12 protein-coding genes are annotated in these 18,423 nt (G+C 56.1%); 10 read left to right on the forward strand and 2 right to left on the reverse strand.

Translation table 11 applies throughout. From position 1 onward, the window contains the following. Window positions 1-734 precede the first annotated feature (734 nt). From H6G52_RS02525 to H6G52_RS02535, 3 genes are all read left to right on the forward strand, one after another. Window positions 735-1,274, forward strand: coding sequence for a thioredoxin family protein (locus H6G52_RS02525; RefSeq protein WP_190353657.1), 540 nt, complete (start codon window positions 735-737; stop codon window positions 1,272-1,274). Continuing rightward, window positions 1,271-1,987, forward strand: coding sequence for a flavin prenyltransferase UbiX (locus H6G52_RS02530; RefSeq protein ID WP_190526249.1), 717 nt, complete (start codon window positions 1,271-1,273; stop codon window positions 1,985-1,987). The genes H6G52_RS02525 and H6G52_RS02530 overlap by 4 nt, the downstream gene beginning before the upstream one ends. Window positions 1,988-2,176: 189 nt before the next feature. After that, window positions 2,177-3,211 (forward strand): hypothetical protein, encoded by a 1,035-nt coding sequence (locus tag H6G52_RS02535; protein ID WP_190526251.1) that lies wholly within the window; start codon window positions 2,177-2,179, stop codon window positions 3,209-3,211. 229 nt (window positions 3,212-3,440) lie between these two features. Here H6G52_RS02535 and petH read toward each other — a convergent pair whose 3' ends face one another. Next, a complete protein-coding gene (gene petH, locus H6G52_RS02540) occupies window positions 3,441-4,667 on the reverse strand; it encodes a ferredoxin--NADP reductase (RefSeq protein WP_190526254.1) in 1,227 nt (408 codons plus the stop codon). A gap of 825 nt (window positions 4,668-5,492) precedes the next feature. On the opposite strand from petH, the gene H6G52_RS02545 reads away from it, so the two are divergent. From H6G52_RS02545 to H6G52_RS02565, 5 genes are all read left to right on the forward strand, one after another. After that, window positions 5,493-6,494: a phosphoribulokinase gene (locus H6G52_RS02545; RefSeq protein ID WP_099532239.1), complete on the forward strand. Its 1,002-nt coding sequence runs from the start codon at window positions 5,493-5,495 to the stop codon at window positions 6,492-6,494. Window positions 6,495-6,870: 376 nt separating this feature from the next. After that, entirely contained in the window at window positions 6,871-10,854 is a 3,984-nt protein-coding gene (locus H6G52_RS02550) for a PAS domain S-box protein (protein WP_190526256.1), read from the forward strand. 444 nt (window positions 10,855-11,298) lie between these two features. Beyond that, window positions 11,299-12,084 (forward strand): hypothetical protein, encoded by a 786-nt coding sequence (locus H6G52_RS02555; RefSeq protein ID WP_190526258.1) that lies wholly within the window; start codon window positions 11,299-11,301, stop codon window positions 12,082-12,084. Window positions 12,085-12,436: 352 nt separating this feature from the next. Further along, window positions 12,437-12,772, forward strand: coding sequence for a hypothetical protein (locus H6G52_RS02560; protein WP_190353403.1), 336 nt, complete (start codon window positions 12,437-12,439; stop codon window positions 12,770-12,772). A 119-nt stretch (window positions 12,773-12,891) separates the two neighbouring features. Then, on the forward strand, window positions 12,892-13,833 hold the full coding sequence (locus H6G52_RS02565; protein WP_190526260.1) for a cation diffusion facilitator family transporter: 942 nt from the start codon (window positions 12,892-12,894) through the stop codon (window positions 13,831-13,833). Window positions 13,834-14,123: 290 nt separating this feature from the next. Here H6G52_RS02565 and guaA read toward each other — a convergent pair whose 3' ends face one another. Further along, a complete protein-coding gene (gene guaA, locus H6G52_RS02570; RefSeq protein ID WP_099532244.1) occupies window positions 14,124-15,731 on the reverse strand; it encodes a glutamine-hydrolyzing GMP synthase in 1,608 nt (535 codons plus the stop codon). A 604-nt stretch (window positions 15,732-16,335) separates the two neighbouring features. Between guaA and moaA the strand changes: the two genes are divergently transcribed. Further along, the gene (gene moaA, locus H6G52_RS02575; RefSeq protein WP_190526261.1) at window positions 16,336-17,328 is read left to right on the forward strand and encodes a GTP 3',8-cyclase MoaA; all 993 of its coding nucleotides are present in this window, start codon (window positions 16,336-16,338) and stop codon (window positions 17,326-17,328) included. Between the two features lie 318 nt (window positions 17,329-17,646). Continuing rightward, window positions 17,647-18,393, forward strand: coding sequence for a DUF928 domain-containing protein (locus H6G52_RS02580; protein ID WP_190353404.1), 747 nt, complete (start codon window positions 17,647-17,649; stop codon window positions 18,391-18,393). The last annotated feature ends 30 nt before the right edge of the window (window positions 18,394-18,423 follow it).

Genomic DNA, 18,423 nt, shown 5'->3' on the forward strand with positions numbered 1-18,423 from the left:
ACTGCTTTTTCCAAATTTTGCTCTCAAGCATGGCCTCAGGTGCTTCCCAAACCCCGATCGCCCCAATTTCCCGAGCCATTCGCGATCGGTTTCTGTTTTCCGCATCCCTCGGCCCAATTCTTGCGGAGTGCGATTTAATGCCAAGACTTGCAAATTAATTACGTAATTTCACGTAGATATTTTACAAAGCGCCCGATCGCCCGGCAAATCCTGACAAATCCCGGCGAATGGTTCATCCCATCCTGACTTGCAACCCCCTACTGAAATCTCGCAATCCAAAATCGAGATCTTGCAGAGAGCTTGCATGGCATGGCCGATCCATGACTTGCCAAGGCTTGCCCATCCTGAGCCTGGCTGAGCTGCTGATTTCGGAACTAGAAACCAACCGATCGCGCCCGCATGGCAGGGTGAATCTAGGGCAAATTCGTAGCCAATCCTGAGCCAAGCCGGAATCTCAACGACGACAGCCGATCACACCCCGCTTCAAGGTCGCTTTAATATTGCACACCCAGCGATCGACCACAGATCGCAAGTTCATGAATTCCCATCCTGGCGCAAACGGCTTAGGGTTCTTGAGGTTAAATGATTCCAGCGCACGAATCTGGCCGAATCCTCGTAGAATCAATGGAAGTGTGCTTCCGGATAGACGGCTCTCGGCGAAGTGGCACCCCCTCGCTGAGACCCCCAGCAAACTAGCCGTCTGAGCGCGGCGCAACTGGCTTACCCCCATGCTTATGGAACGTATCGGAAAATACGCCCCCGATTTTGAAATTCCTGGGGCCGATGGCAAAGTACACCACTTTGCGACCTATCTCGGTCAATACAAAGCGGCGGTGGTGATTTTCATGTGCAATCACTGCCCCTACGTGGGGATGTATCTCGATCGGCTGAAGGCTCTGCAAGCGGAATTTGAGCCACAGGGCGTAACGCTCATCGGGATCAATGCCAATGATGCCAATCAGTTCCCCGAAGATAGCTTTGATGCAATGAAGGTCTTTGCTCGGGAGCGGGGGCTGAATTTTCCCTACCTGTGGGATCCCACCCAGGATGTGGCGGACTGCTTCGGGGCCAAGAAAACGCCCCAGGCTTTTTTAGTGGATGCCAACAGCGTGATGCGCTATATCGGCGCGGTGGATGACAGCCCCCAGGATCCATCCGTCGTCACGCAGGCTTATTTGCGGGATGCGATCACCAGTTTTTTGGATGAACAGCCGATCGCGATTGCCTTCACGGAGGCGATCGGTTGTTCTGTGAAATGGCGGCCCGGCCGATGACCGGCAGCGTTGAGCACACAGAACTTAGCCCCAACCTCTCCCCAAATCTTGATCAATCTCAATCGCGCGATCGAGCGGATCAGCGACCGTTGATTTTGGGAGTTTCGGGAGCTTCGGGCTTGATCTACGCGGTGCGGGCCCTGAAGTGGCTGTTAACAGCGGGCTACGCGATCGAACTGGTGGCTTCCAAGGCGGCCCACATGGTTTGGCAGTCAGAAAACCAGGTGCAGATGCCCCTTGAACCCTTGACCCAGGAAGCTTTTTGGCGATCGCAGGCCGGCGTGCCCACCGGAGGGCAGCTCATCTGCCATCGTTTCGGCAACGTGGGGGCGACCATTGCCAGCGGTTCCTATCGCACGTTGGGCATGGTGGTGATGCCTTGCAGCATGAGCACCGTGGGCAAATTGGCAGCGGGTTTAAGCAGCGATCTCCTGGAGCGGGCCGCCGATGTGCAACTAAAGGAGGGGCGACCGCTGGTGTTAGTCCCCCGGGAAACCCCTTGGAGCTTGATTCATTTGCGGAACCTGACCCAGTTGGCCGAGGCTGGCGCGGCGATCGTGCCGGCCATCCCCGCTTGGTATCACCAACCGCAATCGATTGAGGACTTGGTGGATTTTGTGGTGGCCAGGGCACTCGATCGCCTGGCGATCGACTGTGTGCCTCTCCGGCGCTGGCAAGGGGGCAACGAAACGCCCGAAGACTTGCCGGGCTAAACCCCCTTGTTGAACTTTTTGCAGCCATTCTCATTTTTCAGGGATTCCCAATTACAAACCCAAGGCCAGACCGCTCCGCATCCCTCCTCCAGCGGAAGCACTCCCATCGGCCCCAATCCGAGCTAGGTTGGTTGAACGGCCAGGTCACGAAACAGCTAAGGTCGTCCGGAGAAGGAGAGAGAGCGGGTAATGGCGCGCCTGTTGGGATTGCTACTGTTGGTGGTGGGGTTGCTGTTGTTAGCAGCTCAAAACCCCTTGCCCCTGCTGCCTTTGGTGGTGTTTGGCCGGCCGATGGTGGTTTTGCCGTTGGGGTGGTGGCTGGCGGGGGCGGTGGCTGCGGGGGCCGCAACGATGGGCCTGATTGGCCTGTTGGTTCAATTGGGCCGGCCGCCTCGCCGTCCGGTGATCGATCGACGGCCAGCCCCCGAATCCGAGCAGTCTCGATCGCCCCGTCAGCGTTTGATTAATCAGCCCTTAGGCGATGAGTTGGAGGACGAGTGGGGCAGCGGGGAATCGGCCAACGAGGGCCAAGCGAAAGGTCAACCGGGCAACGCCTCTTGGCGATCGCGCCTGTTTTCCCTGCAAGCGGAACCGCGCCCTTCTGCAACTGCCGCCGAACTGGAGCAGGAATTGGCCGATTGGACTGTGCCCGATCGCCCGCAGAAGGGTTGGAATCACGATCCAGAGTGGGATGAATGGTCAGAAGCGGCTTCCGACAGCAGCCGAACCCAACCGAGTCCGCCCCAATCGAACCCATCGCCGCCTCAGGATCGTCCCCGATCGACCAATCGGATCGATCGCCCCTTTGACCCCGACCCGGCCCCGACTCGCCCCCCTCAGGCCGCCCCCCCAAAACCAGAGCCTAAGCCCCTTGAAGCACCCGCCCGCCCCGCTGCCACCCGCCGCGAAGGAACCAGCTACTCCATTCGCTATCAACGGGACGAGGATAATTTAGAAGAACCAGCAGCAGAAGCGCCAAAAGTAGAAATGCCCGAAAAGCCAGCAACATCGGCAGCAACTCCCAAGGCCGATCGCGCCGCAACGGCCCAAGGCACAGAACCTTCAAAGCCAGAATCAGAATTGCCGCCGCCCGCCGAGCGATCGCGCTCCGTCACCGATGCGGAATATCGCGTTCTGACTCCCCCCGCCCCCCAATCCGCCGCCCCTCAGGTCAACGACTGGGATCGATCGGCCCCCGATGATGACTGGGACGACAATTGGTAGAACTTGAATGGATAGAACTTGAATTGGTAGAGCTTGCACTCGCCATTCAACACCCATTCAACCCAAAGCCAATCAAACTCAATACCCAATACAAACTCAATACCCAATACCCAATACCCAATACAAAGGGGCCGTCGCGATCGCAACGGCCCCCTCAATTTCGTGGCAATCCCTAAGCCAACTCAGCCATTCCAGCCCAAAACCGGGGTAGGAGCTGAATCCTCAAGGTTTAGTAGGTTTCCACGTGCCAGCGCTCTTCCTTGCGCATCTGCTTCTGATAATCCGCCCAGTTCACACCAAACTTAGACGCGGCCGCCGACATCCCCTCATCAATGCCCGGCTCCATCCCGCGCAGACCACAGATGTAAACATGGGTATTGGGTTGTTGCACCAACGCCCACAGCTCATCCGCATTTTCCTTAATGCGGTCTTGGATATACATCTTGCCGCCTTGAGCGTTCTTCTGTTCCCGGGAAATGGCGTAGGTAATCCGGCAGTGGTCAGGGTTTTCCGCCTGCATTTTTTCCAGATCGTCCTTGTACAGGATGTTGCCGGTATAAGCCACACCAAAGAACAGCCAAGCGAGGCCCTTGAATTGGTAATCCGGGTTGTTTTCCTTAAACATCCGCCACAGGAAGGCGCGGAACGGTGCAATCCCGGTTCCAGTCCCCATCATGATGATGTTGGCATTCGGATCCACGGGCAACAGCATTTCCTTGCCCACGGGCCCCGTGATGGTCACGTCATCGCCGGGCTTCACGTTGCACAGGAAGGTGGAGCAAACCCCTTCAACCCGCTCGCCCGCATCGTTGGTGTAAACCAATTGGCGAACACAGAGGGAAACCGTTTTGTCATCGAGCAAGTCACCATGCTGCGTCGAGGCGATCGAGTACAAACGCAGCTTGTTGGGTTTGCCGTTCTTGTCCGTTCCGGGCGGGATAATGCCGATACTTTGGCCTTCCAAATAGCGCAGGTTGCCGCCGCTCAGGTCAAAGGTGATGTGTTGCACCACCCCTTCGCCACCTTCGCGCACCAGACCTTCATTGGAAATCACCTTGCCCGTGAAGGGATTTTTGGGCTTGTAGGTGTTGACCGGTACATTAGTGGGGAAAATATGCTCATGGCTGGCGGCGGCGGGCGGCTCGGCCGGAGCAATCGGGGTCGGTTCCGGAGCGGCGGCGGCGGCCACCGGAGCGGCTGGGGTCAAGCCATCATGGCCCGAATCCACGGTCACCGCCACAATGTTGACGATTTTGCCCCCGAGCCGAGCGATGCGACGCATGAAATCATTCATGCGGCTGTAGGGCACGTTAAAGAACACGCTGCCACTCTTGCGAATCGCGTAACCGTTTTTATCGGATTCACTGCTTTGACGTAACCCGGTTACTTCGTAACGAAATACGCGGTTTCCGGCAGTTGTGTTGCTGGCGCTCCCGGCTGCACTGGGACTATACATGACTTGCTATGACTCTAATCAACGTTTAGGAGTGGGTTTCGATCTGCAAAGATTTTAGCCCCTCTGATGCAAGGCCTTCGCTGGGATTCGAGAAACGGTTGCGCTTGCGGGGGCAATGGCAGCTCGCTGGCCAGGTAAAGAATGGGGCGATCGGCCAGGCAAGACCCCCATTAACCTAAACTTGCACGAACGATATCAGTCTGATACGCTACTGACGGTTCGCTTGGTAAAAATACTTAACGAACTATTAATTTTAGACAACGTGCTCGTTAAACAACTTGTGCGATCGCAACGTTGCGGTTAACGCTTGCGGAAGTTGCTTGGGGAGCACTGGTTTCCATTAATCCTTTGGTCACCAATCCCCTAGTAACCGGCTTCCGGTAATGCCTTTCGGCAATGCCCTGCTTCCGGTAATGCGTTGATGACCGATCGCGGTTTCGTTATTTCGCAACGGTAACTTCGCAACGGTCACCCAGCAATTGACGGAACAGTTCGATCGGCCCCGGCCCTGCACATCGCTGGTTGCAGCGATCGCGACAGGTCAATGGCCGCTTCATTGGGGTCTCGAATCAGCACTTGCTGCCCTCTCCCTTGGAGATCATCAATGGCCGATTCATTTCCCAAAGCAACGGTTCTCGGTGCAATTCATGCCCTTGGGGTTCATGCCAAATAGAGCGCAGACCCGATGTAGTGCATGATTTTGATCGAGTCGCTTTGATCGTGCATCAATTGACTGCGATAATTGCAGGGATTTTCTTAGGCGTTGTTCGCTGCCGAGCACGCCACACATCCCAGCCAAAGTGTCTAGTGATATAGAGGAAACTTATGACCAGCAAGCCAGATCGCGTCGTCTTAATTGGTGTGGCCGGCGATTCCGGGTGCGGTAAATCGACCTTTTTGCGTCGCCTAGAAGACTTGTTCGGCGCAGAGTTAATGACCGTGATCTGTCTGGACGATTACCACAGTCTAGACCGCAAGCAACGTAAGGAAGCGGGTGTGACGGCTCTGGATCCGAGAGCCAATAACTTTGATCTGATGTATGAGCAGATCAAAGCCCTTAAGAATGGCGAAACCATCAATAAGCCCATCTACAACCACGAAACCGGCCTGATCGATCCGCCGGAAGTGGTACACCCCAATCACATTGTGGTGATTGAGGGCTTGCACCCGCTCTATGACGAGCGCGTTCGCAGTCTGTTGGACTTTAGCGTCTACCTCGATATCAGCGATGAGGTGAAAATCGCTTGGAAGATTCAACGCGACATGGCTGAACGGGGTCACACCTATGAGGATGTGCTGACCGCGATCGAGGCCCGTCGTCCGGACTTTGAAGCTTACATTGACCCGCAGAAGACCCATGCCGATGTGGTGCTGCAAATTCTGCCGACGCAGTTGATTGCCAACGACGAAGAGCGCAAGATCCTGCGGGTGCGGATGATGCAGCGCACGGGTGTTGAAGGATTCGAGCCGGTGTATCTATTTGATGAAGGCTCCACGATTCACTGGACTCCCTGCGGCCGCAAGCTGACCTGTTCTTACCCCGGCATGAAGCTGTTCTATGGGCCTGACACCTACTACGGCAACCAAGTTTCGGTGCTGGAAGTGGATGGCCAGTTCGAGAATCTCGAAGAGATGATCTACGTAGAAAGCCACCTGAGCAACACCTCTGCGAAGTACTACGGCGAAATGACGGAGCTGTTGCTGAAGCACCGTGACTACCCCGGCTCGAACAATGGTTCGGGTCTGTTCCAAGTGCTGACGGGTCTGAAGATGCGGGCGGCCTATGAGCGTTTGACCCAAAAGACGCTGGTGGGTGTGGGTCTGTAAGCGTTCTGAATTCTGGCCTCGAAGCTGGTTCGAGACTAGGCTGAGGAAACAGATAGAAACCCGCCTCGAAGCAGGTTTGGAAACTCAATTTCTGGATCCTTTTCGTTGAAATCCGGGGATCTGAAACAATTTGAAGATAATGGTGGGGATGTTCCATGGGGACATCCTCCTTTTTTGTCGATCGGAATATCGATCGGAGTGGAGATCGAAGTGGCGATCGAGGTGGTGATATTGGATTGATGATTTTGTTGATTAAGCTAGGACATGAGCGCAGGACAAACTGGACGCAGCGAGGCTGATGGGCTGACCAAAGCCTGATAAAAGGGGTTGGGGCCGCGCGATCGGGTTGCCCAACGGCCACAAAGGAACGAAGCGAATGGGTTTGGTGGGAGGACAGACAGGCGATGGCATCGGCGGCAGCCCAAGGCGGTTGTCGTTGCGTTGGCTGCTGGGGCTGGGGGTGGTGCTGCCGGTGGGGGTGGCATTGGTGATTAGCCAGGGGATCTATGGCTGGCAGGTGCGCGATTTAAGCGATCGCACGGCCCAACGATGGCAGCAGGTGTTGGGGGCCCGGGCTAGCGATCGACTGGTGAGTCACTTGCAAGGTGCAATTCAGCTTAATCAATCCTTGGGCGATGGGGCCCGCTGGGGCCAGTGGGCCCAAAGTCCCCAAGACCTGGAGCGTTGGCTGTGGCAACAGTCCCAGCGATCGCGGGCCCTGCGATTTGCGGCCTTTGGCCGAGACAATGGGGCCCTGACGGCGGTGGAGCGCACGGAAACAGGATCTTTGCTGCTGTGGGCTGCGCCGCCGAAGCCGAATCAGGGGCTAGCCATTTACAACACCAACAGCCAGGGGGATCGATCGGGTCTGCTGCGCAGCCAGGGCGATTTTGCGATCGAGCGGGAGGCTTGGTTTCGGGCAGCCACCTTGGCGGGCCGGCCCACTTGGTTTCTGTGGCCCCTGAGCGAACAGACGGCAACCCCGATCGCGGCGATCGCGGAGCCGGTGGTGGGGGCCGATGGCCGGCGCTTGGGGGTGTCGGTGTCGGCGGTGTCTTTGCAACCGTTGGGGGTGGAACTGGCCCAGTTGGGGGATGTGGATGTGGCGGTGGTAGATCGATCGGGGCAACTGTTGGCCCTGAGTGAGCGATCGACCCAGGCCGGTCAGCCGCCAGCCCGCAATCGCTGGCCCCTGTTGCTGGAGCGTTGGCAGCAGGCCAGCGGCCCCTTAGAACAGTGGGATGGGGAGCGATCGACCACAATTCGCCTGGGCAACCAAACCTATCGCCTTTGGGCCCAACCCCTGAAGAATCCGAATTTACCTAACTGGGTGGTGTTGGTGGCCGCCCCGATCGATAGCCTCAGCGATCCGGGCAGCAATGCCCTCACCGTCGCCGTTCTTTTCCTGTCCCTGGGCTGTGCCCTGGGTGTGGCCTGGTTGTTGCTGCGGTTGATTGAACAACCATTGGCTCGGTTTGCCCAAACGGCCCAAACCATGGCCAGCGGTCACATTACGGGGCCCATTGAACCCACGGGTCTGCGAGAGCTAGATGAAGCCGCCCGCCAAGTGCGGCTGATGATGCGGGAGTTGCGGGCGGCCATGGCGGCCTTTGAGCGCGATCGGGACACCCTCCAAGAACGCATCCGCGAACGCACCAGCGCCCTCAGCCTTTCCGAAACCAAGTTTTCCAAAATCTTTTACGCCAGCCCCAGCGGCATTTGTCTGATGCAACTGGATAACAGTTGCGTTTTGGACTTCAACGACAGTTTCCTCGACATTTTTGGCTATAGCTTCGAGGAAATGATGGGCTTTGCCAGCATGGAATTCAACATCTGGCTGCGGGCGGAAGATCGCCTGGCCGTGATGCAGGCCCTGCAACGGGGCAGCAGCATCCGCAACCAGGAAATTCCAGTCCGCACCAAGGGCCGAGATATCCGCACGGTGCTGCTGTCGGCGGAGTTGCTCTATCTCCACGGAATGGAATGCGCCCTGTTGGTAGTCCATGACATCACGGACTACAAAGGCCTAGAAGAAGACCTGCGCTATTCCCAACAGCGCCTGGAGGAAATGGAGCGGCGGCGGGCCTTGGCGCTGTTGGAGGTGTCCCGCGATGAGTTGCGATCGACCCTAGAGAAGCTGGAAACGGTTCTTGGCTCCGTACGCGATGCCCTCGTTTGGACGGATCCAGCGGGCAAGGTGCAATGGTGTAATCCTGCCTTTGAGCGGTTAGTCCAGCAGTCCCATGAGCAAGTCATTGGCCAAGATTTAATTGACTGCTTGCCTCTGATCCATCGTGGCAAACAACTGCCCGCACCTCTGCATCCGGTCACCCGGGCGTTGGAAATCGGTTCGGGCAACACAGCTTATGAATTTCACAACTCAGCGGGCGATCGCTATTCCCTGGAAATTGCTTGGTCCAATGTGACGCTGCCGGATCCCGACGGCGCACCCAACCACAACCAAACCAGTGCCGTTCTGGCGATTCGAGACATCACCGAGCGCAAGCGGCTGATTGCCGAGGTGCTGCGGGCCAAGCGCTTCATCGACGGCATTATTGAACATATTCCGTTGGCGGTTTATGTCAAGGATGTGCGGCAGAATTTCCGGTTTGTGCTCTGGAATCGAGCCAGTGAAAAGCTCTTCGGTATTCCGCGCGATCGGGCATTGGGCAAAAACGCCGATGACTTGTTTCCCATTAAGCGAGCCACCACCATCCTGGAACAGGACGTGCAGGCCGTGGAAGAACGGCGCGAGCTGGAAATTCCCGAAGAGCAGGTGACTGGGCCCAATGAATCCCTGGTGTTGCGCACGGTGAAAGTGCCACTGTTTGATCCCAACGGAGGCGTGGCCTATCTGCTCTGCATTACGGACAACATCACCCAGCGCAAACAGGCGGAACAGGCCCTCAGTGAAAGCCAAGCCCAATTCCGAATGCTGACGGAACAGGCCAGCGGCGACCTGATGTTGGTGCATGACGTGCATGGGCAAATTTTGGATGCGAACCAACAGGTTTGCACCGTGTTGGGCTACTCCAAGGCGGAGTTGCTGCAAATGAATGTGCGGGCGATCGACACCCTGGCTTCCTTGGATCAGCACGATCGAATCTGGGCCATGATGAAACCGGGGCAACCCGTGACCGTAGAAGGCATGTATCGCTGCAAGAGCGGCCGCACTTTGCCCGTGGAAACCCGGGTGGGAATGCGCGAATCCCAAGGCCAGAAAATTTTCCTGGCGATGGCCCGGGATGTGACCGATCGCAAGCAAATGGAAGAGGCCTTGCAACGGGCCGAAGAAAACTACCGCAGCATTGTGGAAAACGCGGTGGAAGGGATTTTTCAGTGCGCCCCCCATGGTCAGTTTTTGGGGGGTAACCAATCCTTGGCCAAGATGTTTGGCTTTGACTCGATCGAGGAAATGCTCGGACCCTTGGGCTTAAACCGCACCCGCCGATTCTATGTAGATCCAGAACGATGGGGCAGCTTCCTCACGGTCATTGCCGATCGAGGCACGATCTATAACTTTGAGTCGCAAGTGTTCGATCGCGATGGCGATACCTTTTGGGTTTCCGAAAATGCCCGCACAGTGTTCGATGGGGATGGGCGACTGCTGTATTACGAAGGCACGATCCAAAACATCACCGAGCGCAAACAGGCGGAAGAAGCCCTGGTGATGGAGCAAGAAAAGTCCGATCGCCTGTTGCTGAACATTTTGCCCAAGGCGATCGCCGAGCGCCTCAAACAGGGCGAAGGATCCTTGGCGGAACAATATGCCGAAGCAACTATTCTGTTTGCCGATTTGGTTGGTTTCACGCCCGTTTCTGCCCAAATGCGCCCGATCGAGCTGGTGAACCTCCTCAATCAAATCTTCTCCACCTTTGACCAACTGGCCGAAAACCACGACCTCGAAAAAATCAAAACCGTCGGGGACGAATACATGGCCGTGGGCGGCTTGCCCGTCCCCAAGCCCGACCATGTGCAAGCCGTGGCCCAACTGGCCTTGGACATGCAAGCGGCCATTTCCAAATTCACCACCCCCAGTGGCAAGCCTTTCCAAATTCGGATTGGGATCAACACCGGCTCCGTGGTGGCCGGGGTGATTGGCATCAAGAAATTTGCCTACGACCTGTGGGGCGACACGGTGAACGTGGCCAGCCGCATGGAAACCCAGGGGGAACCCGGCAAAATTCAGGTTACCGAAGCGGTTTACGAAATTTTGCGCCAAGAATTCCTCTTAGAGCCGCGCGGTGAACTGGAAGTCAAAGGACGCGGCATGATGACCACCTATTGGCTCTTAGGTCGTAAACCCCAATCTCAAAGCGAAACGGATGAGGCCGAGGCCATGTCTATTTTCAGCAATTAGCAATGAATGGCAAACAAGCGGGTTGGCCAATGGCAAATAATGAATAGATCATTGGCAAATCATTGGCAAGTTAATCACTAGTAAATGGCTGGCGATCAAGGCGCTAGTCATGAGTCGATGATCGCTGGTTCATGCTTGCAATGTTGCTGTCACGAATGAATCGCAATCATGGTTACCAGCAAACGGCAATGATTAGCAGTTATGCAGCCAGGATGGAGCAATTCTGAGTGACAGTTCATGAACTTGAGTTTTTCTTTTCAAAGAATTTGGGTTATGAAGGATAAGGAACGGTAGTCTGAGTGATCACCGAGGTATTTTTAGCCATCTCAGGTATTGATCAGCACCGATTCTGATGGGCGATCAATCCATAGGTAATTTCCCTGATGGCCCCGATCGCCCCAATGCTTCCCCTCCCCAGAACGCTACTTTCTAGAAGGCTTGCCCATGTCTTGTGTTGCATCTCGTGAATACAAAGTAATTTTGCAGGCTAATCAATTTACCGATCGAGCGGCTGGAGTCGATCGATTTTGGTTAGTTGTGCGCAACCTTGCAGAAGGTTTGGGCCTGAAGGTGACAGGCGAACTCAGCGAATTGGTGAAGCGAGAAGTGGTGTTTTTGGACACACCAGAACACGACCTGCTCGACACCGGCTACATCGTGCGCCGTCGGGTGGAACTGAAGGCCGGCAAACCCGCCCGCACGAAGGTGATGCTGAAGTATCGATCGCCCGATCGCTACATTGCCTGGGGTGCAGATGTTTCCACCCCCACGCTCAAGGGCGAAACCAAATTTGAAGAGGACATTGTTCCCCCCTTCCGCAGTCAGTTTTCCCATTCCACGAGTGCCGTTGTGGAATCAGCAAATTGGACAACGATCGGGGACTTGGCCACCAACTTCCCGGGGGTTGATTCCCTGGAGCTATCGGCCAGCAAACCCTTGACCGTTGTGAATCAGTTTGTTGCCAAAGAGTTTGTGCAACGCGGGGCGATCATTGACTTTGGCAAACAGGATGCAGAAGTGGCCCTCACCGCCTGGTATGTAGACCCCGAGCGCCAAAAGCAGCCTTCAGTGGTTGAGTTTTCTTTTGCTTACGGAGAAGACGCGGAAGACTTTTCCGCCCGCAGCGCTCTCCGGGCCAAAAAACTGTTTGATGGACTCCAAGCCCTCACCGATTGGTATGACCCGAAGGCGATTACTAAAACACAGTTTGCCTACCAGTTTTCGGGCTAGTTTTCTGGTTGGTTTTTGGTTTTCTGGTTGGTTTTCTAGTTAATCTTCTGGTTGGTCTTCTAGTTAATCTTCTGGTTGGTCTTCTAGTTAATCTTCTAGTTAATCAGCCAAACTCATTCACCAGGAAGATAATTGGTTGGCAAATCAGTTAATTCACATCAGCTAATTCACACTGAATTGGTGCTGAATTGGCGCTGAATTGATGGTGATTTATTCTGAGTTTGCATTTGTGAATGAGTTACCGATGAACTAGCTGACAATAGACTAGTTACTAACCAACAAGTCACTAACCAACAAGTTGCCAACCAACAAGTTGCCAAACACCCCATCTTTCCAATCACTGACAAGGCTCATGGAAACGCTCGATGCTGGTTTGCAGTTCCTTTATGGTTGGATGCCCATCCTAGCGGCCCTCGCAGGCATCTGGATTTGGCAACGCTATGGCCAATTGGGCTGGGGTTTGTTTGGCACGATCGCCCTGTTGCAATTCGTTGCTCCCTACGTTTGGCCAGCGGTGGCCCTGGGCGCTTCTAACGATCGCGTGAACTGGTTTGCGATCGCCCTGGTGTCGTTTTGGTCTGCTGGCATTTGGCAACAATTCCAAGAACAACGGGCGAAAAAGTTGGATGTTGAATCTGCTCCCGATCGCCCCACCCTCGATGTATCCAGTCACTCTGATGAGTCTTGATGCCCAGAAGCAATGCCCAGAAGTAATGCCCAGAAGCAATACGCAAAAGTGATGCCCAAAAGCATTGACCCTTTTTCAACCTCCCTCGCGGTCCCTTGGCTTGACCACCGCCTAACACCATGTCTGCCTCTACCAGTTTCCTTAGCCCCGATAAACGTCAGCGAAAGATTCGGTATATCCTGTGGCTGACGCTGCTGCTGAATCTTTTGGTGTTGGTGATCAAAGCCCTCGTGGGTTGGGCCACCGGATCCTTGAGTCTGCTGGCCGATGCCCTGCACAGCGTGACGGACAGCGCCAGCAACGTGCTGGGGTTGGTTACCAGCCAGCTCGCCGATCCTCGCCCCGATCGGGAACATCCCTACGGTCACCAGAAATACGAAGCCCTGGGAGCCTTGGGGATCGCTGCGTTTTTGGGAGTAGCTTGCTTTGAAATTACGCAAGGGGCGATCGAGCGATTAACCGGCCAGGGCGAGGCCGTGAACGTCTCCGGCCCGGCGATCGGGCTAACCGTGCTGGTGTTGGGGATCAATATTTTGGTGGCCCTCTACGAACGCCATTGGGGCCAAAAGCTCCACAGCAACATTCTGCTAGCCGACGCTCGCCACACCATGGGTGACGTATGGATCACGATGACCGTAATTGGGGGGTTATTGGGCGTTTGGTGGGGACAGCGCTGGCTGGATGTGGCCCTGGCGTTCCCCGTGGCCCTGTTGGTGTTCAAGAGTGGCTGGGACGTGTTGCGATCAAACCTGCCTTGGTTGATTGATGCCATGGCTGTTCCCCCCGAAGAAATTCACAGCCTGGTGATGAGCGTGCCGGGTGTGGTCAACTGCCACGACATCGCCTCACGGGGCGTATTGGGGCGGCAAGTCTTTATGGAAATGCATTTGGTGGTGGAGGCGGAGGACGTGCGCCGGGCCCACGACATCACGGAAGCGGTGGAGTCAGCCCTTTGCGATCACTACCATCCCGTGCGCATGACCATCCACGTGGAACCCAATGGTTATCAGAGTGATCAGTTGACCTACAGCATGGACTCACTCACCCATAAGGAAGTTTAAAGAAGATTTAATAATTGGTTAAAAATCCTGAGTTTTCCACAAGAGCGGCCGAGTTTTCCACAGAAAATGTTTAGTTTTCCACAGGGTGACCGTCCCCGCATCAACGAATTGAGCGGGGAAATTGGGGGGCGATCGGTTTAATTGGGGAAATTTCGTTAAGCTGAAGGGTTTGCTTTGGAGAGCACCTGGTTCGATCGACCTCAAAGGATCTCGATCAAGCTCCGTGAATCGAGGTTAATCGAGACCAATCAAGATTAATCAAGGTCGATCGAGCCAACCCATGATCAGCCCTATTCCCACTCGATCGTGCCCGGCGGCTTGGAGGTCACATCATAGACCACCCGGTTGACCCCTTCCACTTCATTCACAATCCGGTTGGAAATGGTCTCCAGCAAATCGTAGGGAACCCTGGCCCAATCGGCCGTCATGCCGTCTTCGCTGGTCACCATCCGCAGCACGATCGGGTAGGCATAGGTGCGCTTATCGCCCATCACCCCCACACTACGCACGGGCAACAACACCGCAAACGCCTGCCAAACGTCGTTGTAAAGGCCAGCACGGTTAATTTCTTGCCGCACAATCAAATCCGCATCCCGCAGAATATCCAGCCGCTCATCGGTGATTTCGCCCAAGATCCGAATGGCCAAGCCCGGCCCGGGGAAGGGCTGCCGCTTCACGATCTCTTCGGGCAAGCCGAGGGCCCGGCCCACCTTGCGCACTTCATCTTTGAACAGCTTCCGCAGCGGTTCCACCAGTTTGAAGCGCAAGTTGTCTGGCAACCCGCCCACGTTGTGGTGGCTCTTGATTTTCACGGCAACGCGCTCGCCGGTTTTGGGATCCATGTTGGTGTCCGCCGACTCAATCACGTCGGGGTACAGGGTTCCCTGCGCCAGGTAATCGAAGGGGCCCAAGCGGGTGGATTCTTCTTCAAAGACGGCAATGAATTCATGGCCAATGATTTTGCGCTTCTGCTCAGGATCGGAAACTCCATCCACGGCATTGATGAAGCGGCGACGGGCGTTGACATATTCCACGGGAATGTGAAATTCCTCTTGGAACAGCTTCAACAGTCGCTCTGGCTCGCCTTTGCGCATGAAGCCCTGGTCAATGAACATGCAGGTGAGGTTGTCCCCGATCGCCTTGTGCAGCAAAAAGGCCAAGGTGGAGGAGTCAACCCCGCCCGACAGGGCCAACAGCACCCGCTTATCGCCCACGCGGGCCCGCACTTCGCGCACGGACTCTTCCACAAAGGCTTCCGTGGTCCAGGTGGGTTGGCAATGGCAGATGTGATAAACAAAGTTGCGAATTAGGGCCGCCCCTCCGACGGAATGCACCACTTCCGGGTGGAATTGCACGCCGTAGAGTTTGCGTTGGTGATCGGCGATCGCGGCGCAGGGGGTGTTGTCCGTGTGGGCCAAAACCTCAAACCCGCTGGGCAACTGGGTGCAAGAATCGCCGTGGCTCATCCACATGGTGGAACCGTCTTCCACGTTGGTGAGCAAGTCGGTGGGATCATCCACAAACAGGGCCGCTTTGCCATATTCGCCCCGATCGGCTGCTTCCACGAGGCCGCCCAACTGCTGCACCATCAACTGCATTCCGTAGCAAACGCCCAGCACAGGAACGCCCAGGTTCCAGAGTTCCGGGTCGCACAGGGGCGCACCATCGGCATAGACGGAACTGGGGCCGCCAGACAGAATGATGCCCTTGGGGCTAAGTTGCCGCAGTTGCTCTGCGGAGGTGCGATAGGACAGAACTTCGGAATAAACCTGGGTTTCGCGAATCCGACGGGCAATCAGTTCGGAATATTGGGAGCCAAAGTCCAAAATGGCGATGAACTGGCGATTGACTCGGGAGTCAGGCGCAGCGACGGTGGGCGATAGGGTTTCGGTAGTCACGGGTCGTCAGCGAGAAGGTAGACGGAATAGCATATCGGACAGCCTCGCTGCCAGCGGCCATTTTGATGAAGAAATCAATAGGGGCGATCGGGCTAGGCCAGTCAGTTACCGTGACTGCCAAGGCAGAGTGCTGCGGCCCGACGCTAGGTTATGAAAACTGGTTGATCCGAAAAATCCACAAAGTCCGAAAGATTGGACTCAGGATTGGACTCAGGATTGGACTAAAAAATTTATAAATTGCGGCGGCTGAATGGAAGGCCCTGAGCTGGCGAATCGTTGGCTGGCAACGAAGACACCAAGCGCGATCGACCAAACCGAATGAAGCGGGCGGGCGATCGGCGGCGGCTCAGTCCACGGCGGACAGCGCGGGCACAGCCAGCCCTGAGGGGCTAACGAGCCAAAAGAAGTGTACCAACCTAGATGGCCGTTGAATGCCCCGATGATAACCCATGGGGCGGATGAATGAACCAAGTAAACCGGTTAAGGATAACCCATTAGGTATGAACGAACCCGTCAAGAAAAAGCACGGATTTTGGTCGAGATCCTGAATAATGATTGGCCACATCGCCACGAACAAGTTCGTCAGGAACTGGGTTGGGCACTTATGGCCGCTGAAACGATTGATTATCTGCGCATCAGTTTGATTGACCGCTGCAACTTCCGCTGCCAGTACTGTATGCCCGAGGGAACAGATTTGCAGTTTGCGTTGCAACAGGATTTGCTGACCGATGGGGAGTTGCTGCTGTTGTTGCGGGAAGTGCTGATGCCGGCGGGGTTTCGGCGCTTTCGACTCACGGGGGGAGAACCCCTGTTGCGGCCGGGGGTGGTGGAAATTACCCAGGCGATCGCGCAGTTTCCAGAAACCCTAGACCTGTCCCTCACCACCAATGCCTTTTTGCTGAAGGATTTGGCCCAACCGCTCTACGACGCAGGATTACGACGGATTAATATCAGCTTAGATTCCCTGATTCCAGAAACCTTCGATGTCATTATTGGGAATCGGGGGCGATCGCGCTGGCAACAGGTTTGGGATGGAATCCAAGCGGCTCACCGGGTGGGCTTCGATCCGCTGAAGCTGAATGTGGTGGTGATCCCGGGCATCAATGACCAAGAGGTGGAAGCCTTGGCCGCCCTGACGCTCGATCGCCAGTGGCATGTGCGGTTCATTGAGTTCATGCCGATCGGGAATCAGGATCTGTTTGCCGATCGGGGTTGGATTGATTCAGAGCAGTTACGCCAACAGATTCGATCGCGCTGGGGCCTGACCACGGGTTGGGTCACCGGTAATGGCCCCGCCGATGTGTTCCAAATTCCGGGGGCCAAGGGCACGATCGGCTTCATTAGCCAAATGTCTGAATGCTTCTGCGATCGCTGCAATCGAATGCGCCTTTCGGCCGATGGCTGGTTGCGCCCCTGTTTGCTGAATGAGTCGGGGCAAATTGACCTCAAAAGCCAACTGCGATCGGGCGTTGACCTCCAGGACTTGCGGGCCCAAGTTAGCCACCTGATCCAAGCCAAACCAGAGATCAACTTCAAAAATCGCGAATCAGGAACCACCGGACGCTACGCCCGCACCATGTCCCAGATTGGTGGCTAGGGGCAAACTGAAAACAGCCAGCTAAGATTGGAATCAGCCATTACTAAGATTCCATTTCCATTGCCCAGAAGCGGCGAGATCCAGGGCAGTCAGCCCATTTCAGGGCGCTGGCTCCCCGTCGATCTCACCGTTGCCAACCTTGCCCTTGGAACCTGTGGCACTCATTCTCTCGTCCAAAACTCCTATCGCAGGGTGTAATCAACCCGTCAGGCAATGCAGGTGCAAGCCAGTGCAACACACGCTGGAGAACCAGTCATGAGCGACCCTCAGAATAAAACGCCCACTCGGAACCCATTGGCAACCCGAAGCGCAGTTGCCATGCTGCTATGCGGTGGCATTGCCCTCTCCCTGGCCCCTGCCCAGGCCGCCTCGATCGCAGGGCCCGCTTTCCCCAACACCGAAAACCGGGGCGGCCCCAACCGCACGATCGGGGGTGGCACTCGCTTTGGGGCACCTCGCTCCGGGCTGCGGTTTCCCCAAACGGAGGATCGCGGCGGCCCCAACCGCACCACTGGCGGCGGCACTCGAGGCGGTGAATGTATTGCAGCCACGGGGCCCAACTTGACCCTGTTGTTGCCCCAAAACCAGTCAGGCCAAGCCACCAGCGCCAACCCAACAGTTTTTGTTTACGTGCCCTCCACGGTGGTCAAAACCGCAGAGTTGGTGGTGGCCGATCAAGACGGCAATTTGATCGATCGCCAAGCCGTGCCGCTCACCGGTCAGGCAGGGATTTTAAAAATTTCCCTCCTCAGTCCTGGCAAGGCGCTGCAAACGGGCAAAACCTACAATTGGGCTTTTTCGATTGTTTGTGACCCCAGCGATCGAGCCAGCGATGTGGCCGCGATCGGGGAAGTGAAACTCGTGGCCCTGCCGGACAGCGTTAACCGCCGTCTCAGTGCGGCCCGCGATCCCTTCCAACGGGCCCAAGTCCTGGCAGAAGCACGCCTGTGGTACGACACGTTGGCCACGGCCATTGCCCTCCAAACCACCCAACCGGATCAATGGCAAAGCCTGTTGGAATCGGTGGGACTGCAAAGCCTCGCCAGCGCTCGACTCCTGAATTAGCCTGAATTAGGTTGCCCATGCCGCTTCCCC

This window comes from Limnothrix sp. FACHB-881 (genome assembly GCF_014698135.1).
Classification (GTDB): Bacteria; Cyanobacteriota; Cyanobacteriia; order CACIAM-69d; family CACIAM-69d; genus CACIAM-69d.

Coding starts and splice junctions, on each gene's coding strand:
- H6G52_RS02530 (WP_190526249.1), top strand. CDS start 1,271: ATGACCGGCAGCGTTGAGCACACAGAACTTAGCCCCAACCTCTCCCCA.
- H6G52_RS02555 (WP_190526258.1), top strand. CDS start 11,299: ATGTCTTGTGTTGCATCTCGTGAATACAAAGTAATTTTGCAGGCTAAT.
- H6G52_RS02580 (WP_190353404.1), top strand. CDS start 17,647: ATGCTGCTATGCGGTGGCATTGCCCTCTCCCTGGCCCCTGCCCAGGCC.
- petH (WP_190526254.1), bottom strand. CDS start 4,667: ATGTATAGTCCCAGTGCAGCCGGGAGCGCCAGCAACACAACTGCCGGA.
- H6G52_RS02525 (WP_190353657.1), top strand. CDS start 735: ATGGAACGTATCGGAAAATACGCCCCCGATTTTGAAATTCCTGGGGCC.
- H6G52_RS02545 (WP_099532239.1), top strand. CDS start 5,493: ATGACCAGCAAGCCAGATCGCGTCGTCTTAATTGGTGTGGCCGGCGAT.
- H6G52_RS02560 (WP_190353403.1), top strand. CDS start 12,437: ATGGAAACGCTCGATGCTGGTTTGCAGTTCCTTTATGGTTGGATGCCC.
- H6G52_RS02535 (WP_190526251.1), top strand. CDS start 2,177: ATGGCGCGCCTGTTGGGATTGCTACTGTTGGTGGTGGGGTTGCTGTTG.
- moaA (WP_190526261.1), top strand. CDS start 16,336: ATGGCCGCTGAAACGATTGATTATCTGCGCATCAGTTTGATTGACCGC.
- H6G52_RS02565 (WP_190526260.1), top strand. CDS start 12,892: ATGTCTGCCTCTACCAGTTTCCTTAGCCCCGATAAACGTCAGCGAAAG.
- H6G52_RS02550 (WP_190526256.1), top strand. CDS start 6,871: ATGGGTTTGGTGGGAGGACAGACAGGCGATGGCATCGGCGGCAGCCCA.